A 22,825-nucleotide genomic window follows, 5' to 3' on the forward strand; every position below is an offset into this window, starting at 1 on the left:
TAATGAAAAAACAAAAGGGTAAATTAACGGATATAGTATTTTTATCTATTACTGCCTTTACTGCTTTCAGTATAATCGCTATTTCATTTGGAATTTTTGTAGTGTTATTCAAAGAATCCCTCCCTGCAATGAATAAATTCGGGTTTGAAGGATTCATTTTTTCAACTGAATGGGATCCGGTTCAAGAAACATTTGGTGCTGCTCCTGCGTTAATAGGAACATTGATAACTTCCTTTTTTGCTTTGCTTTTAGCAGTCCCTATTGCCACAGGAATTGCAATTTTTATAACAGAAATTGCTCCTTCCTTTTTAAAAGGGATTATAGGAACTGCTATAGAACTACTTGCTGCTATTCCAAGCATAATTTATGGAATGTGGGGTCTTTTTACCCTTGCTCCCATAATGAGCCGATACATAGAACCTTTCTTACAATCAACAGTTGGCAAATTACCACTTTTAGGCAAGCTTTTTGAGGGAACTCCTCTTGGAGTTGATCTTTTTACAGCAAGTATTATTCTAAGCATAATGATAATTCCCTTCACAGCTTCAATAGCAAGAGATTCTTTTAATTTAACTCCTTCTGTACTTAAAGAATCTGCCTATGCAATTGGAGCAACAAAGTGGGAAGTTGTAAAAAATATTGTTTTGCCATATTCAAAACTTGGTGTTCTCGGTGGTGTAGGACTTTCATTGGGGAGATCTCTTGGCGAAACAATGGCAGTTGCCTTTGTTCTTGGCAATTTAAATCAAATTCCTACATCACTCTTTGATGCTGCAGCGACTGTTACAGTAAAACTTGCGAATGAGTTTACTGAAGCTGATAAAGATATATATCTTAGTTCTCTTTATTATCTTGCTTTCTTACTTTTTATAATGAGTTTTACTATTCTTGCACTTGCGAAGGTATTCCTATTGAAGGCTGAGAGAAAATGATATTAAAAAAGAGAAAAATAACCAGCGCTATCGCACTTTTTATATGCTTTCTGACTGCCTTATGGGGTATATTCTGGCTTTTTTTTATAATTATTGACGTTTTAAGACATGGGATTACATCCATAAATCCTTCTTTATTTTTAAATGATCCTGCTCCGCCAGGAGAAGAAGGCGGAGGATTAAGAAATGCCTTTGTAGGGCATCTACTCATTACAGTATTTGCTACTTTGATTGGAGTTCCAGTTGGTGTTCTCGGCGGGACATTTCTTGCTGAGTATGGAAGAAAATATCAAATATCAAAAATCATAAGCACTCTTGCAGATATTATGGTTAGTGTTCCTGCAATAATTGTTGGTGCTTTTGTCTACGCAATAATTGTTAAACCTCTCGGACACTTCAGTGGATGGGCAGGTGCTATATCTCTCGGTATCATTATGATTCCTACAGTGTTAAGAACGACAGAAAATATGCTTTCTCTCATCCCCTGGACATTAAGAGAAGCTGCTTTTGCACTTGGAGCACCTTATTACAAGGTAATTATTCAGGTTGTCTACAGAGGTGCTGCCACAGGTATTCTTACAGGAATTATTCTTGCTATTGCAAGAGTAACTGGAGAAGCCGCTCCATTGTTATTTACATCATTTAACAATACATTCTTCTCTACAAACATGAATGCACCTATAGCATCCCTTACAGTAACCATATTTCAATATGCCATGGGACCATATGAAGACTGGCATACTCAGGCATGGGGTGCATCCTTAATGATAACTGTCTTTATTCTTTTTGCAACAATCATTGGAAGAATTCTTATAAAAAGGAGGTATAGAGATTGAATCCTGAAATTGAAGTAAGAAATCTTAATTTTTACTATACCGGTAACATTCACATTCTTAAAAATATAAATATGACTGTTTATAAATACAAAGTTACAGCACTAATTGGGCCAAGTGGATGCGGAAAAACCACGCTTTTAAGATGTTTTAATAGAATGCATGACCTATATGCAGGGAATAGATATGAGGGTGAGATAATTTTTCAGGGACAGAATATACTATCAAAAGATACAGACCTCATTGAACTGAGAAGCAAAATTGGAATGGTATTTCAGAAACCTACCCCTTTTCCAATGTCAATATTTGAAAACATTGCCTATGGATTAAAGCTTAAAGGTATAAGAAACAAAACAGAGTTAAAACAAAGAGTTGAAAAAGCCTTAAACAATGCTGCTCTTTGGGATGAAGTAAAGGATAAACTAAATACAAACGCATTTGGACTAAGTGGTGGACAACAGCAGCGACTTTGCATTGCACGAGCATTAGCAGTTGAACCTGAAATTATATTATTTGACGAACCTACATCTGCTCTTGATCCCATATCAACAGCAAAAATTGAAGAGTTAATTGTTTCATTAAAAGATAAGGTAACAATTATAATTGTCACTCATAATATGCAGCAGGCAGCAAGAATATCAGACTGGACAGGTTTTATGATGCTCGGAGAACTTATTGAGTATGATAAAACAGATAAAATATTCACAGTTCCCTCAAACAAACTTACAGAAGACTATATCACAGGAAGATTTGGTTAATCAGGGTATCTGAAAGGATTACCTCTAACGATTTTTTCAACACGTGGAGGATTTCCCTTTATTAAAAAAATTGCAAGTCCTCTCTCTTCTGTTTCATTTCCAAGATAACTCCACTTTCCATTCCATGAAACATACAGTCTATAACCGTCTTTTTCCATCTCAGCAAGCACAGGAGTGAATTCAACTTCTGCCTTATCAAAGGGTCTTATTGACGCAATTATCTCTCTGTATGCGGACTCTGAACAGTTTTTTCTTATCCCAGAGTTATCTTTATTTTGATAAGACTGCCTTATTTCATCAACAACTTTAAATGCTTGTGTTGTATAAGAGTATTCAGGAGATGGCTGTTTAACCTGTTTTTTACCTCCGCAACTAAAAAGTAGTAACACTATCATAACAATTATAATCTTCCTCATATCTGCCTCCAAAATAATATTATACTCTGTATTTTACAACCTCTTCTTCAAGGATTGCATCATAAATTTTCCTCTGTTCATCCGTTTCTGACTTAATTACTATTTCGGCATTTTTTCTTTTTGAATAGTAAACACATATTGATGCTGTTATATCAATCTCCTTTTCTGAATAATCTCCAGATAATAAAACAACAGGACCTTTCAAGTCAGAAGGATAAAGGAAAAGCCCTTTGTATTTGCTTAGTATGAGTTTGTTTTCTTTCTCATCCCTGCCTACAATTGCCTTACATTTTTCAGAAATTCTGAAATGCCTTCCCACTTTGAGCAATTCAACATTTTTTAATGTAAGTTCATTGTGAGCCATAAGGTCTTTAACTTTTTTACAAAAAGAAGGGTCTGTTAGAAGGCATCCACCTGCTGGCTGAGGAATTTTTTCTATGCCATACTTTTTTGCTAAGGCTATTTGAGGTTTTCTCGTTCTTCCACTGATGTCATATAACAAATTTCTGTTAATGACTCCTTCTATTTCAGACTTAGTAGGAGGGAAAAGTTTTGCAGACAATGGTCTTAAAATCATGTCTTGCAAAGATGATTCTTTTTCAATAACTGTGAGTAACTCTTTTTTCTGACTCATTGGCCTTTGAGATATAACCTCTCCTGTGATTATGAAAGATGCTTTGTAGGCTGACATCAACTCTTTTGCCTCTTTGAGCATAAGAATTTTGCAGTCAATGCACGGATTTAGATTTTTTCCATATCCATGTTTAGGCTTTTTTAGAATCTCAATAAATTTCTCACTAATATCTATTTCTCTTATTTCAAAATCAAATTGTTTGGCATAATTGAAATCATCTTCTTTTAAAGGACTTACAAATCCAGTTAAAAATTTTAAAGCGATCACATCAACTTTTTGTTCCTTTACAATAAGGACAGAGAGAAGACTATCAAGTCCACCAGAATACAAAGCTAAAGCTTTATGCATAGGGATGTGCTTTCAACACTTCCATTATCTCTTCCTTTGTAGCTGCGGCAGTTCCAATTTTACCAACCACTATGCCTGCTGCTACATTAGCTATTTTTGCAGCATCAACTAAGGATGCACCAGCTACATAAGCAAGTGTTATAGTCGCAATTACTGTATCTCCCGCGCCTGTTACATCAAATACTTTTTTAGCAACAGTAGGCAGATGAGTAACATTTACATCAGAATTCTGTTTTTCAAAAAGACTCATGCCTTCTTCACCTCTTGTTATTAAAACAGAATCACAGGCAAGCTTCTTTAAAAGATTAAAACCTGCTTTTATAAGCGTTTTTTCATCTTTAATCTCAACTTCTGCTCCATGAGAGGCTTCAACAATATTCGGAGTTATAAGGGAAACCTGCTTATAAAGTCTGAAATGACCCACTTTAGGATCAACTGCAACAAAACTGCCGTTTTTCTTTTTATGGTTTACTAAAATACGAAATAATTCTTCAGAAACAACACCTTTTTTATAATCAGATACAATTACTGCATCAAAATTATTTAATCCATTTTTTATCATAGAAATAAAAGTTTCCTTTGCTTTTCCTTCAAGTCTTTTACGGTCCTCTATATCAAATCTTACAATTTGCTGATTTCCTCCGATTATTCTTGTTTTCACTGTTGTTCTTCTTATATCATCAAAAATGAAATCCTGCTGTATTCCTCTTTCCGTAAGCAAATCCCTTACAATTCTACCAGCAGAACCCTTACCTATTATCCCACAAAGATATACTTTGCCTCCCAGAGCAATTATGTTATTTGCTACATTTGCTGCTCCACCAAGTCTGTATTGCTCTTCATAAACCTCTACAACAGGAACAGGTGCTTCTGGTGAGATTCTCATTACCTTTCCAAAAATATATCTATCAAGAATAATATCACCAATAACAAGAATTTTTTTATCTTTAAAGTTTCCAAAAATTTTCTCCACATTACTCAGTGTCATATTTCCTCCTGATTAATTCTAATAGTTCATTTAAAGAAGCTTCTCCCTGTGAACCATCCTTCATATTCTTCCATATATAAACTGATTTTTTGATTTCATCCTCGCCAATAATTATAACTATATTTGCTCCAACTCTATCAGCTTTCCTTAACTGACTTTTTAACGAGAGTTTCTCATAAGCAGTTTCTGTAGGTATATTATTATTTCTTAAAAAATTCACAACTTTTTTTGCTTCTTTTTCAACACTACTACCAATATATGCAACATATACAAAAGGTTTTTTAGGCTTTATTAATAATGAATTTGAACATATCTCTATCAATCTTTCCATGCCAATTGCAAACCCTGCCGCAGGAGTTGTTGGACCTCCAAATAACTCAACGAGGTCATCATATCTTCCTCCTGCTGCTACCGCATTCTGAGCACCGAGCATTGTGGTTGTCACCTCAAAAACTGTTCTTGTGTAATAGTCAAGTCCTCTTACAATTTTTGGATTAACAGCATAGGATATATTCATTTCATCAAGTTCTTTCTGTAAACTAAGAAAATGCTCTTTACAATCTTGACATAAAAAATCAACAATCAAAGGCGTGTTTTTTAAAGATTCTTTACAAGAAGGCACTTTACAGTCCAGTACTCTTAAAGGATTCTTCTCAAATCTTCTTTTACAATCAATGCATAGTTGGTTTACTTTGTCAGCTAAAAAACTAAAAAGAACTTTTCTATATTGAGGTCTGCATCTCTTACATCCCAGAGAATTTATCTCATAGGTTAAATTATTAATATTCAATTTTTCTAAAAATAGTTTAAGCATATAAATTAATTCAGCATCTATCCAAGAAGAACTTACTCCAAAGCACTCTACACCAATCTGATGAAACTGTCTGAATCTCCCTTTTTGGGGTCTCTCATATCTGAACATTGGTCCGATATAGTAGAATTTTTGAGGAGGCGGATTATTAAAAAAATTGTGTTGAATATAAGCTCTTACTACAGAAGCAGTTCCTTCAGGTCTTAAAGCAACCTTTCTTCCTTTTTTATCCTGAAAAACATACATCTCTTTTTCAACTATATCGGTATCCTCACCAATACTTCTTAAAAATAATTCAGCATTTTCTACAATAGGTGTACGAATTTCTTGAAAGTTGTAATTCTCAAGTATCTTTCGGGCATGTTCTTCAATGTGTTGCCACAGATATATCTGTTCAGAAAAGATATCCTGCATCCCTCTTAGTAAACTATACTTCACCTTCTTCCCCTTCTCTTTCTTTATCAAATTCAAGCATTCTCATATGTCCTTCTATAAGTCTCCTTATTTCTTCTTTAAAATGTCTCCTAATACCCTTTAAATCAACGATATCTTCATGAATTTTTACAACTTTTTCCTGTGCTTCCTTGATGATATTTTCTGCTTTTAATTCTGCTTCTTTTATTATTAGTTCAGCTTCTTTTCTGGCATTTGTTTGATAATCTTCAACAAGTTTCTGTGCAGTCATTAATGTATCTCTAATTGATTGCTCAATTTTTCTATATTCCTCTAATTGATTCTCAAGAATTGCAACCTTTTCTTTTAACATAGAATTTTCCTTTAAAAGTTCCTCCAACTCTTCCCTTACAAGTTCAAGGAAAGAGTATACTTCCTCCATGTCAAAACCTCTTAATTTAACTTTGAACTGCTTTTGCTGAATATCCAGTGGTGTAATTCTCATAGTATTCCTCCTTTAATTCTATAGCCAAGCTCAACGAGGCTTGTAATCAAAAATTTCTGTAAAAAATATATTATAAGTAAAAGGATTAATGGTGAAATATCTACGGGCAATCTGAAAGGCAATAATTTTCTTATTGGACGAAGCAGGGGTTCTGTAACTCTATATAAAAATCTAACAATCGGATTGTAGGGGTCAGGATTTACCCAGCTAATTACTGCTGCGATAATCACAATAAAGGAGTAAATTGTTAAGATTATATCCAAAATATTTGCTATCGCAATTAAAAAATTCCCAATTATAAACATTTAGCCTCCTAATTTATTAGATTTCAACATTACACAACACTAAGTTGTTGAGCTCTTTTAGTTGCTTCTTGTAGTGTTTTAAAAAATATTCCCCTCAGAGCACCATCTGATAAAACCTTAAGACCTGCTTCTGTTGTACCTCCCGGTGATGTTACTTTTTGCCTAATTTTATCAGGAGGCAGTCCGCTATCAAGAAGCTTTGCTGTCCCAATAAATGTTTGGACTATGAGTTCCTTTGCTATATCTTCAGCAAAACCAAGCTCTGTTGCCACATCTATAAGCTGTTCAACTATATAACATAAAAATCCTGGTCCACTGCCTGATAGAGCAGTAACAAGATTCATATAATGTTCTGGAAGAGTTATTACCTTCCCAACGCTCATAAATATATCTCTAACTGGAGCTATAATTTTCATCTCAAGACATTCACACAAAGCTAAAACAGTCATTGCCTCTCCTACTATAGCTGCAAGATTAGGCATTGCCCTGATTAATTTATCTGTTTTAAGATATTTTTGAATAAATTCAAGAGGAATTCCTGCCACTATTGAAACCACAGTATGTTTTTCGGAAACAGCATCTTTAATTTCTTCAAGAACCTCTTTTATATTTTGAGGCTTTACTGCCAATACAATAATTTCGGATAAATTAACCACGTCAGTGTTTGAAGGTGTTGTTTTTACTCCATAACAGTTCTCAAGATATCTTCTTCTTTCATCAATTGGCTCGGATACAATAATATTTTTTTTCCCTTCTTTAACAAGCCCTCTAATAAGGGCCTCTGCCATATTACCTCCTCCAATAAAACCTATCATTTTATATCCTCCTGTCAATTGGTCTCTGCCCAAAAAGGGCAGTACCTATTCTTACCATTGTTGCACCTTCTTCAATTGCTACTTCAAAATCATTTGACATTCCCATTGATAGTTCTTTGAGACAGTAGCCTTTTTGAGATAAAATCTCTTTTATTTGTCTGAGGTTTTTAAAATATGGTCTTGAATCTTCAGGATTTTCAAAATACGGTGGAATAGTCATAAGTCCTTCTACTTTAAGATTTGGAAGATTTGTGCAAAATTCCATCAATTCTTCTATCTTATCAATGTTCACTCCATATTTAGACTCTTCTTGTGAAAGTTTTACTTGAATTAAAACTCTTTGAATTTTACCAACTTTTTCTGCTTCTTTATTTATTAGTATCGCAAGTTTTTCTGAATCCATTGAATGAATTATTTCAAAAAGTCTAACAGCCTCCTTTACCTTATTACTTTGTAAATGCCCTATCATATGCCATTCAATGCTCATCTTCCACTGAGCTATAAACTCCTTTAAAGCCTCTATTTTAATTTTTGCTTCCTGAACTCTATTTTCTCCAAAAATCCTTAAACCAAGCTGAGATGCCTCTTTTATTTTATCAATGGGTTGAGATTTTGTTACAGCAATGAGTTTAATCTCCTCTGGATTCCTTCCTGTTCTTAAAGCAGCATAAGTTATTTTTTTAACAACAGATGATATTCTTTCTGAAAGCATACTATAATACATTATACATGATTATGAATATCCTTGATAGGCTCTCTCTGAAGTGGAAGCTGATAGTGCTTTTGCTTTTGCTTAATTTTACTTTAATGTCCACACTTTATGCATTTTATACTCAGACTGAAAAAAAACTATTAAAAGAAATAGAAAGTCAAACTGCAGACCTTACAAAAGCTATTCAAATAGGAGTTGAAGAGGTCACTCGTGGAGGGGCAAATAAACTTACAGATTACTTAAAAAAGCTTAATACAAAGGGAATAAAAGAAGTTTCTATAATTAGCAATACACAGGAAATTATTGCAAGCACTAATCCCCAAAACATAGGTAAACCAATAACACACAGAAAAAAAGAATTAATCATCAAGGCAGAACTCGGTGAACCGGTATTTGAAGAGGAAAATGTTTACAATGTAATAGTTCCTGTAATAGCAGGTAATGTGCAATATGGATATATTCACCTCAGAATTAATAAAGATGATTTTTCAAAAATTTTAAAAACCAATGCACTTAAAAGAATGCTAACAACCTTAATTATATTTTCCATAGGCATAATCGTAACTTATCTTATTTCTTTAAGATATACTAAGCCAATTGATACTTTAACTGAAGCTGCAATAAAGGTTGCTCAGGGAGATTTTCATCATAGACTAAATATCAATAGAAAAGATGAAATAGGTAAAATAGCAGAAAGTTTTAACTTCATGATTCAGAAACTTCAGGAAAATCAGATTCTGCAGGAAAGGCTTAGAGAAGCAGAACATCTTTCCGCAATCGGCCAACTTAGCAGAACAATCGCACATGAAATCAGAAATCCACTTAATTTTATAAATTTAAGCATTGATCACCTTATAGAAAAACTAAAGAAAGAAGAACAGAATACTAACAATTATACAAAACTACTTGAAAGCATGAAACAGGAAATTTACAGGGTAAATAATCTTATTACAGAATATCTTGAATATACCAGACCGCTAAAACTTAATAGAAGATTTGCAAGTATTATAGAAATAATAGATGATGTTGTTTCAATCATTGAAGCCACAGCAGAAAAACAAGGAGTTAATATTTACAAAGATTACACAATTGATTTTACTCTTAATCTTGATGTAGATTTGATAAAAAGTTGTTTTCTAAATATAATTACTAATGCTTTACATGCAATGAAAGACTCTGATATAAAAAATCTGTTCATTAAAACAGAACTTGTGGATGATGATCTTTTAATAAAAATATCCGATACAGGTTCTGGAGTATCAGAGGAATTTATAGATAAAATTTTTGAACCATTCTTTTCTACTAAAAAAGAAGGGCTTGGACTGGGACTCTCTTTAGCAAAGAAAGTTATAGAGGAACATGGTGGAAGAATAGAATTTTCAAGTAAAACAGGGCATGGCAGTGAAGTAAAAATCTATATACCAGTTTAAAATTGCAACAATGACAACACTACTAATAATAGACGATGAACCATTACAAAGAGAGATTTTGTTAACCATACTTTCTGAGGAAGGCTATAATGTTTACAGTGCTTCTTCCTTAGAAGAGGCATCAAAAATCATTAATGAGATTTTTCCAGAAATAATTCTTACTGACTTAAAACTGGGAAGTCAGAATGGAATTGAAATTCTTAACAGCCTACCTGAAGAACCTTTTAGACCCGCTGTTATTGTTATTACTGCTTTTGGAACTATATCTTCTGCAGTAAATGCTATCAAACAAGGAGCTTTTGATTATCTAACAAAACCTCTTGATAAAGAAGTCCTTCTTGTTACCATAAGGAAAGCAGAAGAAAGAATGAATCTAATTAAGGAAAATCTAATGCTGAGGAAGGAGCTATATGAAAAATTTAAAATAGAGGGCATTATTGGAAAATCCAGAAAAATGCTTCAAGTTCTTGATATAGTTAAAAAGGCAACTCCAACTAATGCAACTGTACTTATATATGGAGAAAGTGGAACAGGAAAAGAGCTTATAGCAAGGGCAATTCATTACAATTCACCGAGAAAAGATAAACCGTTCATAGCTATAAATTGCGCAGCGATACCAGAAACTTTAATTGAAAGTGAACTTTTTGGATATGAACCTGGCGCTTTCACAGGAGCAAATACGAGGAAAATAGGGCTTATAGAATCTGCAAACAGAGGAACTCTTTTTCTCGATGAAATTGCGGAAATTCCGCTATCAACACAGTCCAAACTGCTAAGAGTGCTTCAGGACAAAGAAGTTCGAAGAATCGGTTGTAAAGATACAAATAAAGTTGATGTAAGAATTATCGCGGCAACAAATAAAAATCTTTCAGAACAGGTAGAAAAAAATAAATTTAGAGAAGACCTCTATTATAGATTAAAAGTTATAACAGTTGAAATACCTCCCTTAAGAGAAAGAAAAGAAGACATTCCAGAGCTTGTGCATTTTTTTATAGAAAAATACTCTAAGGAATTTGGCAAAAGAGTTACAGGAATTGAAGACAAAGCATTGGAAGCTCTTTTAAACTATTCCTGGCCAGGAAACATCAGAGAACTTGAAAGTGTTATTGAAAGAGCAATAATAATATGCGAAAAAGATAAAATAACATTTAATGACATTCAGGATGAACTAAGAGGAGTAACACCTAAAAGTCTATTTGATATAAACATTCCTGACGAAGGTATAAACTATGAAGAAATTGAAAAAGAATTAATAAAAAAGGCTTTAATTAAATCAAATTTTGTTATTGCAAAAGCTGCCAGGTTACTTGGCATGAGTTATGATACATTTTGGTACAGACTTAAAAAATTTGGACTTTCTGATAACATTCGTGAAATGACGAAAAATTTCGTGAAATGACGAAAAATCTTGAGCTTACATTTTAAAGTAACATTGAAAATACAATCTTTTTACAATGGCATGTAATTTGCTTCTTTATTTAGAGCTAAAAACTGAAATCCCTTGTAAAAAACATAAGAGAAAGGAGGTGAACAAAAAGGATGAAGAAAATTTTAGCAATAGTAATGGCTTTGGTATTTGCTCTCACAGTAACAGCAGCATTTGCTCAGCAGCCTGCTGCAAAACCAGCTGAACCTGCAAAGAAGGCTGAGCCAGCAAAACCAGCCGAGCCAGCAAAGAAAGCTGAGAAACCTGCTAAGAAAGAAAAAGTAAAACAGATTACTGGTGAGGTTACAGCTGTTGACACAGTTGGCAAAACCATCACAGTAAAAAGCAAAAAGCAGGAACTCACAGTTGCAGTAACAGATGAGCAGATTAAGGATGTAAAGGCTGGAGATAAGGTTGTAGTAAAATACACCGAGAAAGATGGCAAAGCAACAGCAAAGAGCGTAAAGAAAGTTGCAGCTAAAGCTGAGAAAAAGGAAGTAAAGAAAGAAGAAAAGAAAGCTGAAAAGAAAGAAGCAAAACCAGCTGAAAAGAAACAGTAATCTTCTTTCATTTTATAAGGTGGGGGAACATTCCTCCACCTTTTTTATTTTATACCTCTATTCCTCTTTTTCTTAGTTCTTCTAATTTTTTCTCTCTACAGGTTTTACACCTAAACTCTGGTTCTGGGTCATGAAGTCTATCATAGTTTTTGGTTTTAACAACTCTATATCCCTCACAAACAGTTCCGCAATCAGCGCATCTAACATTTTCCCTTATCTCCCAAAGGGGATAAAAAGCAGGAATCTTGAAGTGTGACTTAAATATTGCTTTGTCTACAAACCAGAATACATTGGCAAGTAAAAACTGATTAAGTAAAAATGCGGGTATGGTGTGAATTTTTAAGTAATCGCTCAGCACAAACTGAAGCAGTGCACCGGCAATTCCAGAAAGAACAATCCACCGGCCAAAAACATATACAAACCATGTTTTCATATTTAATCCTCCATAATTTCTTTATTCTTTCTGTGCTTCTTTATATACTCTCTTTGAAAATTCCTCAAAAACTCTTGTACATTTCTTAATTTTCTCAATAGCTTCCTTTTTAAGGGGGGCATTTACAAAATCTCTTTTTTCTACTTTTTTTAACCAAGCTTTAAGTTTTTCAAGCTCCTCTTCGTTTTCTTCAACTTCTGCAAATATAAAATTCTGCCGTTCTATCTCAAAGGATATCTCTTTAAAAAAATCCTCGCATTTTTCAATTACTTCCTGATACTCTTTATTTCTTGCTTCAACAAAGGCATTGAGAATTTTTTCTTCATCTTCCTTGTTCAATACCTTACCCTCTGCTAAAAGAACCTGTCCACCATAGTTTTCTATAGTTTTTTCAAGATTTTGAACCTTCTCTATGATTTCCTTTGAATATGGCAAAACCCAGACAGTCTGATAGTTTATTGCACCAAGTTTTTTCAATTCTCTCCATATAAAAACCCTTGCTCGTGAAGGATTTGAGGGCACAGTGTATGATATAAAAAGCCATTTCATTTAATTTTTAGTGTAACATTTTTCTTACCCTCAGTAGAAAGGGTATTGCTGCAAGCTGTAAAATCACCGAGAAAACTATCAAAGCTGAGATTGAAAAATCATATAATACTCCCAAGATAACACTACCTAAAAACCAGAATAAACCATATCCTGTATTGAAAACTCCATATCCAATACCTCTTTTTTCTCTTGGAACTAAGAGAGCAACCGCTGCTCTCATTATAGACTCCTGAGCACCCATGCCTATTCCCCAAAGAGTCATCCCTATCAAAGCAGAGTAAAATCCTCCGAGAAAACAAAGAGGTGCGAATCCCGCTGAAAGAGCTACAGAAATAATAAGAACTGATAGCCCTTTTCTGTCAAAAAGATAGCCAAAAAGCAGAGCTGCCAATGCATCAATTCCCATTGCCACTGCATAAAAAACTGGTATCCACTGCTCAGAAACCGTTGCCACTTTTTTAAAATGATAAGCAATCAAGGGGAAATCAGCGTATCCAGCACCATTTAAAGCAACAGCAATGAGATAAATCCAGTAAATCTTGCTTAATCCCTTTGTTTCAATCTGAAGCCTGCTTATCTCTAAATCTCTTGGTGAAGGATAAAGAATCCGAGCAAAAAGAAGGATTGAAAGAGCAATTGCGGCTGGAATAAGTAATACTCCGAAAGCTTCTCTGTATCCTCCATGAAAATAGAAAACTCCTGCAACTATCAATGGACCAATCATTGCACCAAGCTGATCCATTGCCTCATGAAGTCCAAATCCCCATCCACGACCAATCTCTACTGTTGCGTGGCTTAGCATGGCATCCCTGGAAGGATTTCGTATTGCCTTACCAATTCTTTCAGCCATAATTAGAAGTGCTGCAAGTTGCCATTGTCCTACCAGAGCCAATGCAGGAACGCTTAAAAGATTTATGATATAGCCGATGATTGTTATGCTCCAGTATTTACCTGTCTTGTCAGCAATCCAGCCTGAGATGAGTCTCAAAGCATATCCTAAAAACTCTCCAAGACCTGCGATTAGACCTACTAAGGCAGCAGAAGCACCCAAGACTTCAAGATATGGACCTGTGATACTTCTTGCAGCCTCATAGGTCATATCAGAAAAAAGGCTTACAAAACCAAGTAAAACAATAAATATGGTAGCTGGTTTCAATTCTTTCCTCCTATATCAATTATAGACTCTGTCAAAAAATTGTAATTTATTGAGAATCAATAAACTACAAGTTCTGATATTTTCCAATTACCTCCATCTATCATTCCTTTTCTTGTCATTCCGAGGAGCTTTAGCGACGAGGAATCTCATTCCTATTTTACAATGAGCACAGAACGATCACTGTATTCCAGAACCCTCTGGGAAACACTACCTATAAGAATCCCTTTTATAAATCCCTTGCCATGACAGCCCATCAAAATAAGAGAAGCATCTTCTTGAGAGGCAAAATTAATAATCTCTCTGTATGGTTTACCATGAATTAAATGAGAGGTCACCTTAAAACCGATTTTTTCAAGTTCCTGTTTTAAAGCATTTAATTTTTTCTCATTTTCTTCCTTGCTTCCATCTTCCATCACATGAACAATTACTGCTTCCCTTGCTCCTGCATTATATAAAAGGGGTATGTATTTTTTTGCACGTTCTGAATGCTCTGACCAGTCAGTGGTATAGAGGATTTTTCTGAAAAGATTTGGGCAGAATTGCTCTGTGAGCTTACCTTCAATCATCCTAATTGTATGATATTTTACCACTAAAACAGGCAAAGAAGACTTCTTAACAACTCCATCTGTGGTGGAGCCAATAAATAACTCATCAATCATATGTCTTTTATGTCTTCCTGTTACGATAAGGGAAACATTTTCAAGGGCTGCTTCGTTGACAATCTCGTTTACAACCTTACCTGAAGTTATTTTTGTCTTTACTGACAATTCGTTTGATTTAAGATAATCTAAATATTCTTTCATTTTTTCATTTGCAGACTGTTTAATCTGCTCAATATCAACAGGCAATCCTGATTCCTTTGCATAATAAATAGCCTCTTCATCTATAACATAAAGCAATACAATCTCTTTCAATCCTGCTGATTTTAAACATGTGAGGCTTTTTAAAATTGGAAAGGAAAACTCATCAAACTTTGTAGGATAAAGAATTTTGGAAAACATTTTAATCCCTCCTATTTTATTTGGCTCCTAATAGCCATGAAAAAATTTTGTATAGAAAATATGCAGTGAATCCTGAAACAATCAGAGAGACAAACCAGTTTATTACAATCTCCTTTACAACTTTAAGCTGAATGTATTTTACTCCTCTTGCAAGCCCTGCACCACCAATTGCTCCCACAATTGCCTGATTCATTGATGTAGGATAACCAAGTAGCGCTGCAATATAAGCTGTTGTTGCCTGTCCAAACTGTGCTCCTATGGCACTGTTTATCTCAAGCTGAACAATATGAAGCCCTACTTTTTCAAGTAAGGGTCTACCCCAAGTTAAAGCACCTATTGCAACAACAACTCCTCCTATGAAACCAGCTAATAAAAGAGATTTCACAGTTCCGCTTCCATAAAGGACACTTACAGCCAATCCGCTGTTGTTAGCTCCCAATGTAAAAGAGGCATAACAGCAAGCAAGTATAAGAACAGCTCTTTTTATTTTTTCTGCTTTCTTAACTGCTCCCACTGTTTTAGTAAAAATAAAACCTAAGAGACATCCAACCAGTGGAGTTCCAACCCATGTAATAGCAAGAGGAAGCATTGTTTTTTCCCATGCGACTGGAGCATCTATTGCAAGACCAACTCCAACAATTGAAAAACAGGCTAATTGAGCTGTTGATATAGGCAGCTTAAGCCATGTGTTAACAGCAGTAACGAGCGCTGCATTAAGCATCATGATCATTGCTCTGAAAGGCGTAAGATACTCAATAGGAATAATTCCTGCACCAACAGTTTTAATAACCTCATGGCTCTGAAGCGTGGCGCCCAACAAAGCACATACTGCCATTATTAGTGTGGCAGTTCTGATATCAAATATTTTTGCTCCATAAGCTGTTCCCATCACTGCACCAGTATAATGGGAACCAATGGTCCATCCAAAAAACAATCCAGCAATAATCATCCCTACAATGTAAAAAGTCTCCATATATTCACCTCCCATTTTAATGTAACTATTGTTACATATTATAAATAAAATGTCAAGTAAAATTTTAGTGACTATTGTTACATCAAAATATATTTGAAAATTTACATTTTTCTTTTATGCTATAATTTGATATGAAGGTGCTAAAAAGAAATAACAAACTTAGACATTTACACTATTTTGAAGAAAGGTTTTTAAATGAACTTATTGAAAAAATAAGGGTATCATATCCCCTAATAAAAAAAATCATTCTTTACGGTTCAAAGGCAAGAGGTGATTTTACTGAAGAATCAGACATTGACCTTCTTTTCATCACAGAAAAACCCCTTAATAAGCAAGAAAAATATGAAATTTTTGATTTCATTTCTGAACTTGAGCTTAAGTATAATGTTTTAGCATCTGCTTTATTTATAAATGAGAAAGAACTTAAAGAGAGAAGTTTATTCAGAGAAATAAAAAAAGACGGGATTACACTATGGTTGAGAGAATAAGTAAGAAAGAGGCTTTAATAAGAGCTAAGGATGAGCTCAAAAGAGCTGAAGAAGAATTAAAAGCAGCTAATATTTTACAAGAAAAAGAGTTTTACTATAAGAGTATTGTGTCAGCTTACTATACAGTTTATCATGCCGCAAAAGCACTTCTACTTATTAAATGTGTTGATCCAAAGACCCATGAAGGGGTTGAAAGAATGTTTGGATTATACTATATAAAAACTGGTGATTTTGACACAAAAATAGGGAAAGTAATTGGAAGACTTAGAAAAATGAGAGAGGAGGCTGATTACTATCCAGAAATTCCTTTTGATCGCGAAGATTCAAAAGAAGCAATAGTTTTAGCCAGAGAATTCTTAGAAAAAGCTAAGAATATCATAAAAATTTAATTATCATTGACAGATTAACTCAAAATTTTTTATTTTAAAAAAGGCGATGGAGTTCGCCTGTAAGTGCCTCTGATTTTCAGGGGCTGATAACTCCTACCTTAAAGGTAGAGTTATACCCTGAAAAGGAGGCGTATTATGTTGGAGATCCTTCTTCAAGCATCTTTTTGGTTTTTACTTGCTTTGATTTCTACAATCATTGCAACAAAGCTCCGTTTAGCCACAGCTTTAACTGAAATAGCAGTTGGAGCAATTGCAAGTCTTGCTATTGCTGGAACAAGAATATCAATTGGAGAAAATGACCTCTGGATTAAATTTATTGCCTCTGTTGGAGCTATAATGCTTACATTTTTAGCTGGAGCAGAGCTTGAGCCCGATGTATTAAAGTCTCGCTGGAAAGAGACAATGGGAATTGGTTTAATCGCCTTTATTGCTCCTTTTCTTGGATGCACAGCAGTTGCTCACTATATTCTTGGCTGGAGTGCAAAAGCAAGCTGGCTTACAGGAGTGGCTCTTTCTACAACTTCTGTAGCAGTAGTTTATGCAGTTATGCTTGAACTTGGACTTAATAAAACAGAATTTGGAAAAGTCATTCTTGCAGCTTGTTTTGTCAATGATCTTGGAACAGTAATAGCACTGGGACTAATTTTCTCTCCATTTACCACTAATTCTCTTATTTTTATGGCTGTGATGATAGTAGTTGCTATTTTAGTTCCCTTTATTACTCCGAAAATATTTAAAAAATTCGGAAATAAACCTTCAGAGTTTGAAACAAAGTACCTACTATTTATTCTCTTTGGTATCGGTGCTCTTGCACTGTGGTCTGGTAGTGAAGCAGTGCTTCCAGCCTATATTATCGGTATGGTTTTAGCTGGAACTGTTGGTAAGGATAGCCAACTTATAAGAAGGCTTAGAACTCTTACAATAGGTTTTTTAACTCCAATTTATTTCTTAAGGGCTGGATATTTTGTTTCAATTCCTTCAATTATTGCTGCACCTATAGCTCTTTTGGTATTATTAAGTGGAAAAATGATTACTAAAATTGCTGGAGTTTATCCTGTGACTAAACTATTTAAATTCAGACATAAAGAAGGAATGTATACAACTCTTCTTATGTCAACAGGTCTTACCTTTGGCTCAATCTCAGCACTCTTTGGCTTAACCCACGGAATAATTGACCAGAATCAGTATTCACTTTTAATTGCAGCAGTAATTGGTAGTGCTGTTATTCCAACAATTATAGCAAATGCCTTTTATCTACCAAAATATCTTTTACCTAAGACAAAAAAGGAGGGCTAAATATGCTTAAAAAAATTTTAGTTGCCTTTGACGGCTCTGAGGAATCTGTGAAAGCTTTTAATTTTGCTTTAAGCCTCGTAGATGAGTTTGCTTCAAAGGATAAAGAAATCCTTCTTCTTTCTGTAGCACAGCCGCCAGAACATGGCGAGATAGTAGAAACTAAAGCAGTTATTGATAGCGCCACTGAATACTACAAAAGAGAGTTTGAAAAAATATTGCCAATAGCAAAAGCACATTCAGTAGAAGTAAAAACTGATATTGCAGTAGGACATCCAGCTGACCAGATTGTAAGATACGCCTCAGAAAATGGCTTTGATATGATAATAATGGGGCAAAGAGGTATGTCAAAGATTGAAAGATGGTTGCTTGGTTCAGTATCCCGTAGAGTTGCTACATACGCTACATGTCCTGTGGTGATTGTGAAATAGCACAGTATTTTTAATTTTTAAGTTCAATATCAAAAAATATTGAAAACTTAAATATTAGTGTTGTATATTGTTAATTAGATTTAAATCTAAAGGGGGCATAAGATGCTTAGTTATCAAGATTTATTTCTTTTTTCAATAATTATAATTGTTCTTTTTGGTTCATCAAAGCTACCTGAAATTGGTAAAGGACTGGGAGAAGCTATAAGAGGATTCAAAAAAGCAGTATCAGACTCAGAGTCAAATTCAAATAAAGATATGGACGAAACTTTAAAAATTGAACATAAGAAACAAAGTTAAACATTACCTTGCTTTTGCTTTGAATAAAATTTAAGTAATACCAGCTTACCTATAATTATTCCTAAAACAGTTCCTGCTATCACATCAGAGGGGAAATGAGCAAAGTCCTCAACTCTTTCAAATCCAACCCAACCTGCCAGAATATAAAAAATGATACTCCATCTTGGATAGTAATTTGATAAGACCGTTGCAACCATAAATGCAAAAGTAGTATGCCCTGAGGGAAAAGAAGAGTAAGTATAGCCAAAAGAAGGTCCGTTAAAGAAACCATCAACTGAGGCTGAAGGTCTTGCCCTGCCAAAAATATGCTTAATCTGGATAAATATACCTGTAAGAACCATCCCTACTGCAAGAGATTTACCAAAATCCTTTTTAGTAATTAAACCATAAATTGTAAAAATCACTGTAGCCACAAATATGCCATAATAGAAGAATTTCATTCCTGCATCTAAAATCTCAAAGAAAGAATGAATAGCTGGGTAAGTTGATTGAAAATCTTTTATAAAAAACATAATTTTTTTATCAAAGAATAAGATAAACAATAAGATTAAAAAAATAACAAAAAAAATCTTTTTATAGTTTTTCAAGAACTGCATACCCTTCTCCCTCCCACAAAATCTTTAAGCCTCTGTCTTTTAAAAAACTTAAATCTTTAACAGAGGTAATAATCATTATTTTATCATTTTTTTGAATCCTATTAAGTAACTCTTCTTCGCTATCAATCTTGGGAATTTTTCTATCTGAATAGAAAACAATGCTTGGTTTGTTGATTTTATATGTAAAAACTATTCTATCTTTTAAATTTTCTTTTACATAAAGGCTGCATCTGTAAAGACTTTCTTGTAGAGTTTTATTTACATAGGGGATTATTTTTAAAGAGATTATCATAAGAAATACAAATGTCAAACAAGCCATAGATAAAAATATGTTTTTTCTTTTTAAAATGCCATAAAAGCTAACCACTGCAAATAAAAGCATTACAATAGTAATTACATACAACCATGTAATATCAAAATCGGGTAGATATAGTCTTATCTTATTGACTCCGATTAAAAATGCAGCAGCAAACAAAATAGATAAAAATCCGATGATAATCAACGGAACAGAGGAGGGTTTTTCTCTAAACTCAGCCATTCCAGAAGAGATTAAAATTGAGACTGCCGGGATAGCAGGTAAAATATAGTTTGGAAGCTTTGTTGTTGAAAAAGAGAAAAATATGAGGATAAATGAAAACCAGATTAATGAAAAAAACCTCAAATTATCCTTTCTAATATTTCTCAATCCCTGAGATAAAAAGGATATCCAAGGGAAAAGTCCTATTATCAAAACAGGGATAAAATAATAAAATGGTCCTTTATGCCCTGAAATAACTCCTGTATATCTCATAAAATGATGTTTTATAAAAAACTGCTGAATAAAATCCTGTCCATTTATTGCTATTTGGGTAACATACCACGGAAGGGAGATTAAAAGAAAAACTATAAAAGCCTTAAAATTAAAAATTCGCTTTATACCATTTATTCCTTCCATAAAAATAATGTAAATTCCAGCAATTGAAAAAGGAAAAACTATTCCAATTAATCCCTTGGTTAGGAAAGCAAGAGCAGAAAAAATATAAAAGCCGTAGATATATTTCTGGTTCTTGTATATTGCCAAATAAAAAGAAAAAAGAGATAAACTAATAAACAATGCAAGAGCCATATCTGTAACTGCTGCATGAGTGTAAACTAAATAATAAAGTGAAAAGGCAAAACATAAAACTACATAGATGGCTTCACGCTTTCGGTTTAAAATATTTAAGAATATAAAAATGCTTAAACAAAGAATAAATCCAGCCAAAGCAGAGGGAAATCTGGCTGAAAATTCGTTTATTCCAAAGATTTTATAAGAGAGCGACATTAACCAGTAAAAAAGTATTGGCTTATCATATCGTGGTTCATCATTATAAGTTGGCGTTATCCAATTACCACTTTGTAACATCTCCTTAGTTGCTTCTGCAAATACTGCTTCATCAACATCAAAAAGTGTTACAGAGCCAAGTCTAAAGAGAGCTATAAATAGAGCTATAAGAATAATAAGATTTCTTATCATATTTTCAAGTATAAAACTTCATATCGCCTTACTTCAATTTGTTCATTTTGCATACATTTCTACATTTCAACTCTTGTTAAAACTCCATGAAGCTTTCGTGAAGGGAGTCTAAAAAAGCTTATAAATGTAGGAGTTACTCTCTTTAAAAAAGCAAAAATCTTCCAATGACCTCTTGCAATAATCTCTTCAAGCCCATAAAATATCGCTCTCTCATCTATCCCGTTTTCTCTCAATATCTCTTCAATATTTACAACTTCCATATATCCCATCTGAATCTCAAAAACTCTAACGCCTTTACAGAGATTTTCTTTAAAGTATCCTGTTACTCCGAAAGGATCGGGTCTTATTACAATTGATAAAAATATATTATCTTCATAAATTATTCCATGATAAAACATTGTTTCAACTATATAGGGAGAGATTTTATTTTTATCTCTGATGAAAAAAATCGCTGTGCCTGGTATCTTTGGATTTGTTTCATAAACTCTCTCAAACTTAAGAATAAAATCATCTAAAGGCATAAACATCATAAATCTGTAAAGTCTTTTCTGCCCTCGCATATAAATAAACATCGTTAAAAAAGGAAATAATGCAAGAATAATTGACCAGTATCCACCATGTGGAATTTTATATAAACAGGAACTGAAATAAACAAAGTCAACAAAAATTATGAAAATACTTGCCAGCATAGCATAATAATTTCTTTTTAGAAAAAAGATTGAAACCAGAAGCAATCCTGTTATGCACATATTTCCTGTAACCGCGAGTCCGTAAGCTGCTGCAAGATTTGAAGAGCTACCAAAATCAATCATTATTAAAATAACCGCTAAAAGTAAAAACCAGTTGACACTTCCAATATATATCTGGGACTTAAGCTCCTTTGAAGTGTAGTCAATTTTTAACATTGGCATTATTCTTGTTGTTATAGCCTGATAGACAACTGAAAACATTCCACTTATCATTGCTTGGGACGCGATAACTGTAGCTAAGAGACTTAAAATTAAAAATGGCACATAAAGAAAAGATGAAAAATTAAAAGCCATCTCAAAGAGTATATTTTTAACCTGCGGATTTTTTAAAAGAAAAGCACCCTGCCCAAAATAGTTTATAAAAAGAGCAAAAAATACCATTGCCCATGCCTTTCTTATTGGTTTTGCACCGAGATGTCCCATATCAGCGTACATTGCCTCAGCGCCTGTTGCACAGAGAATAATCTCTCCAAGCACAAGATAGCCTTTCCATCCGTTGTGCATGAGAAACTCTACTGCATAATAGGGGTTTATTGCCTTTAAAACCTGAGGATTTAAAAAGACTGAATGAATTCCTATGACTAAAATAGATAAAAACCAGATACACATAATTGGACCAAAAGCTGAAGAGACCTTTTCCGTCCCTTTTTTCTGAAAGAGAAATAAAGTAAAGGCAATTATAATTGCAATGAACACCATGGAAGCCTGCGAAATTCCTTCAAGTCCTGGAATAAAAGCAGTTCCTTCAACAGCACTTAAGATGCTTATCGCAGGTGTTATAACCCCATCGCCTATTAAAAAAGAAACTCCAATAAGAGCTAAAAAGGTAACAAAGGCTTTTGTTTTATTTGATTTTGAAAGAGATTTAAATATCTCAGAGAGAACTATTGTGCCACCCTCACCCCTTATACTTAGATTCATGGCAAGGAAGTTATATTGTATTGTAGGAAGTATGATAAGGGTCCAAAATATGAGAGATAGAACGCCTAAAACATTTTCATAAGTTGGCTCAAGTATTAAGAAAGCAACTGTTAGAGTATAAATAGGGCTTGTACCAATGTCTCCGAAAACAAGTCCGAGTGCTTTAATCACTCCACTCATGAAGGTTT

The 22,825-nt window shown here is 33.9% G+C and carries 27 protein-coding genes and 1 riboswitch; of the genes, 11 read left to right on the forward strand and 16 right to left on the reverse strand.

Features of this window, described 5'->3' with window-relative positions:
- The first annotated feature begins 2 nt into the window (after positions 1-2).
- The 3 genes from pstC to pstB are packed head-to-tail and all read left to right on the forward strand — an operon-like array spanning position 3 to position 2,523.
- On the forward strand, positions 3-932 hold the full coding sequence (gene pstC, locus FLY87_RS01525) for a phosphate ABC transporter permease subunit PstC (protein WP_012545177.1): 930 nt from the start codon (positions 3-5) through the stop codon (positions 930-932).
- On the forward strand, positions 929-1,768 hold the full coding sequence (gene pstA / locus FLY87_RS01530; RefSeq protein ID WP_028842310.1) for a phosphate ABC transporter permease PstA: 840 nt from the start codon (positions 929-931) through the stop codon (positions 1,766-1,768). Before pstC ends, pstA begins: the two co-directional genes overlap by 4 nt.
- Positions 1,765-2,523 (forward strand): phosphate ABC transporter ATP-binding protein PstB, encoded by a 759-nt coding sequence (gene pstB, locus FLY87_RS01535; protein WP_012546432.1) that lies wholly within the window; start codon positions 1,765-1,767, stop codon positions 2,521-2,523. Before pstA ends, pstB begins: the two co-directional genes overlap by 4 nt.
- Here the strand turns inward: pstB and FLY87_RS01540 are convergent.
- Genes FLY87_RS01540 through FLY87_RS01575 form a run of 8 tightly spaced genes read right to left on the reverse strand, consistent with a single transcriptional unit; the run spans position 2,520 to position 8,450 of the window.
- A complete protein-coding gene (locus FLY87_RS01540) occupies positions 2,520-2,939 on the reverse strand; it encodes a lipoprotein (protein ID WP_012546448.1) in 420 nt (139 codons plus the stop codon). The two genes, pstB and FLY87_RS01540, sit on opposite strands and share 4 nt — an antisense overlap.
- A 19-nt stretch (positions 2,940-2,958) precedes the next feature.
- Positions 2,959-3,921, reverse strand: a complete 963-nt coding sequence (locus tag FLY87_RS01545; protein ID WP_028842311.1) for a DUF814 domain-containing protein — start codon at positions 3,919-3,921, stop codon at positions 2,959-2,961.
- Positions 3,914-4,909, reverse strand: a complete 996-nt coding sequence (gene rfaE1 / locus FLY87_RS01550) for a D-glycero-beta-D-manno-heptose-7-phosphate kinase (RefSeq protein ID WP_012546729.1) — start codon at positions 4,907-4,909, stop codon at positions 3,914-3,916. The genes FLY87_RS01545 and rfaE1 overlap by 8 nt, the downstream gene beginning before the upstream one ends.
- The gene (gene hisS, locus FLY87_RS01555) at positions 4,896-6,158 is read right to left on the reverse strand and encodes a histidine--tRNA ligase (protein WP_012545147.1); all 1,263 of its coding nucleotides are present in this window, start codon (positions 6,156-6,158) and stop codon (positions 4,896-4,898) included. Before hisS ends, rfaE1 begins: the two co-directional genes overlap by 14 nt.
- A complete protein-coding gene (locus tag FLY87_RS01560; RefSeq protein ID WP_012545060.1) occupies positions 6,148-6,618 on the reverse strand; it encodes a DivIVA domain-containing protein in 471 nt (156 codons plus the stop codon). Before FLY87_RS01560 ends, hisS begins: the two co-directional genes overlap by 11 nt.
- Positions 6,615-6,923 carry a YggT family protein gene (locus FLY87_RS01565; protein ID WP_012545961.1) on the reverse strand — a complete coding sequence of 103 codons (309 nt, stop codon included), beginning with the start codon at positions 6,921-6,923 and terminating at the stop codon, positions 6,615-6,617. The genes FLY87_RS01560 and FLY87_RS01565 overlap by 4 nt, the downstream gene beginning before the upstream one ends.
- Positions 6,924-6,952: 29 nt before the next feature.
- Positions 6,953-7,738, reverse strand: coding sequence for a pyrroline-5-carboxylate reductase (gene proC / locus FLY87_RS01570; RefSeq protein ID WP_141266158.1), 786 nt, complete (start codon positions 7,736-7,738; stop codon positions 6,953-6,955).
- A 1-nt stretch (position 7,739) separates the two neighbouring features.
- Positions 7,740-8,450, reverse strand: coding sequence for a YggS family pyridoxal phosphate-dependent enzyme (locus tag FLY87_RS01575; RefSeq protein WP_012546351.1), 711 nt, complete (start codon positions 8,448-8,450; stop codon positions 7,740-7,742).
- A 65-nt stretch (positions 8,451-8,515) separates the two neighbouring features.
- On the opposite strand from FLY87_RS01575, the gene FLY87_RS01580 reads away from it, so the two are divergent.
- The 3 genes from FLY87_RS01580 (at position 8,516) to FLY87_RS01590 (ending at position 11,866) form a co-directional block, all read left to right on the forward strand.
- Positions 8,516-9,880 carry a HAMP domain-containing sensor histidine kinase gene (locus tag FLY87_RS01580; RefSeq protein ID WP_255446952.1) on the forward strand — a complete coding sequence of 455 codons (1,365 nt, stop codon included), beginning with the start codon at positions 8,516-8,518 and terminating at the stop codon, positions 9,878-9,880.
- 10 nt (positions 9,881-9,890) lie between these two features.
- Positions 9,891-11,279, forward strand: a complete 1,389-nt coding sequence (locus tag FLY87_RS01585; RefSeq protein ID WP_141266160.1) for a sigma-54 dependent transcriptional regulator — start codon at positions 9,891-9,893, stop codon at positions 11,277-11,279.
- 140 nt (positions 11,280-11,419) lie between these two features.
- Positions 11,420-11,866 carry a hypothetical protein gene (locus FLY87_RS01590; RefSeq protein ID WP_012544938.1) on the forward strand — a complete coding sequence of 149 codons (447 nt, stop codon included), beginning with the start codon at positions 11,420-11,422 and terminating at the stop codon, positions 11,864-11,866.
- Between the two features lie 49 nt (positions 11,867-11,915).
- On the opposite strand, the gene FLY87_RS01595 is transcribed toward FLY87_RS01590, so the two are convergent.
- The 5 genes from FLY87_RS01595 to FLY87_RS01615 form a co-directional block, all read right to left on the reverse strand.
- The gene (locus FLY87_RS01595; RefSeq protein WP_028842316.1) at positions 11,916-12,299 is read right to left on the reverse strand and encodes a hypothetical protein; all 384 of its coding nucleotides are present in this window, start codon (positions 12,297-12,299) and stop codon (positions 11,916-11,918) included.
- 21 nt (positions 12,300-12,320) lie between these two features.
- Positions 12,321-12,848, reverse strand: a complete 528-nt coding sequence (locus FLY87_RS01600; RefSeq protein ID WP_012545718.1) for a Chromate resistance protein ChrB — start codon at positions 12,846-12,848, stop codon at positions 12,321-12,323.
- Between the two features lie 7 nt (positions 12,849-12,855).
- Positions 12,856-14,004: an MFS transporter gene (locus FLY87_RS01605; RefSeq protein ID WP_141266161.1), complete on the reverse strand. Its 1,149-nt coding sequence runs from the start codon at positions 14,002-14,004 to the stop codon at positions 12,856-12,858.
- Positions 14,005-14,156: 152 nt separating this feature from the next.
- Positions 14,157-15,005 (reverse strand): universal stress protein, encoded by an 849-nt coding sequence (locus tag FLY87_RS01610; protein ID WP_141266162.1) that lies wholly within the window; start codon positions 15,003-15,005, stop codon positions 14,157-14,159.
- 16 nt (positions 15,006-15,021) lie between these two features.
- A complete protein-coding gene (locus FLY87_RS01615; protein WP_012546725.1) occupies positions 15,022-15,978 on the reverse strand; it encodes an inorganic phosphate transporter in 957 nt (318 codons plus the stop codon).
- 131 nt (positions 15,979-16,109) lie between these two features.
- Here FLY87_RS01615 and FLY87_RS01620 point away from each other — a divergent pair, with 131 nt between their 5' ends.
- From FLY87_RS01620 to tatA, 5 genes are all read left to right on the forward strand, one after another.
- The gene (locus FLY87_RS01620) at positions 16,110-16,466 is read left to right on the forward strand and encodes a nucleotidyltransferase domain-containing protein (RefSeq protein WP_141266163.1); all 357 of its coding nucleotides are present in this window, start codon (positions 16,110-16,112) and stop codon (positions 16,464-16,466) included.
- Complete coding sequence (locus FLY87_RS01625) at positions 16,451-16,855, forward strand: HEPN domain-containing protein (RefSeq protein WP_141266164.1); 405 nt, start codon at positions 16,451-16,453, stop codon at positions 16,853-16,855. The genes FLY87_RS01620 and FLY87_RS01625 overlap by 16 nt, the downstream gene beginning before the upstream one ends.
- A 33-nt stretch (positions 16,856-16,888) precedes the next feature.
- A riboswitch (Fluoride riboswitch) is annotated at positions 16,889-16,958 on the forward strand.
- A 32-nt stretch (positions 16,959-16,990) separates the two neighbouring features.
- Complete coding sequence (locus FLY87_RS01630; RefSeq protein WP_028842317.1) at positions 16,991-18,151, forward strand: cation:proton antiporter; 1,161 nt, start codon at positions 16,991-16,993, stop codon at positions 18,149-18,151.
- Between the two features lie 2 nt (positions 18,152-18,153).
- Positions 18,154-18,579 (forward strand): universal stress protein, encoded by a 426-nt coding sequence (locus tag FLY87_RS01635; RefSeq protein WP_012544986.1) that lies wholly within the window; start codon positions 18,154-18,156, stop codon positions 18,577-18,579.
- Positions 18,580-18,681: 102 nt separating this feature from the next.
- Positions 18,682-18,876 carry a twin-arginine translocase TatA/TatE family subunit gene (tatA, locus tag FLY87_RS01640; protein ID WP_012546776.1) on the forward strand — a complete coding sequence of 65 codons (195 nt, stop codon included), beginning with the start codon at positions 18,682-18,684 and terminating at the stop codon, positions 18,874-18,876.
- Here tatA and FLY87_RS01645 read toward each other — a convergent pair.
- The 3 genes from FLY87_RS01645 to FLY87_RS01655 are packed head-to-tail and all read right to left on the reverse strand — an operon-like array spanning position 18,873 to position 22,817.
- Entirely contained in the window at positions 18,873-19,472 is a 600-nt protein-coding gene (locus FLY87_RS01645; RefSeq protein WP_141266165.1) for a phosphatase PAP2 family protein, read from the reverse strand. The genes tatA and FLY87_RS01645 overlap by 4 nt on opposite strands.
- A complete protein-coding gene (locus FLY87_RS01650; RefSeq protein ID WP_141266166.1) occupies positions 19,450-20,967 on the reverse strand; it encodes a glycosyltransferase family 39 protein in 1,518 nt (505 codons plus the stop codon). Before FLY87_RS01650 ends, FLY87_RS01645 begins: the two co-directional genes overlap by 23 nt.
- 59 nt (positions 20,968-21,026) lie before the next feature.
- Positions 21,027-22,817, reverse strand: coding sequence for a KUP/HAK/KT family potassium transporter (locus FLY87_RS01655; protein ID WP_012545274.1), 1,791 nt, complete (start codon positions 22,815-22,817; stop codon positions 21,027-21,029).
- Positions 22,818-22,825 lie beyond the last annotated feature (8 nt).

Origin of the sequence: Thermodesulfovibrio sp. Kuro-1 (genome assembly GCF_006538445.1) — a bacterium.
Classification (GTDB): Bacteria; Nitrospirota; Thermodesulfovibrionia; order Thermodesulfovibrionales; family Thermodesulfovibrionaceae; genus Thermodesulfovibrio; species Thermodesulfovibrio yellowstonii.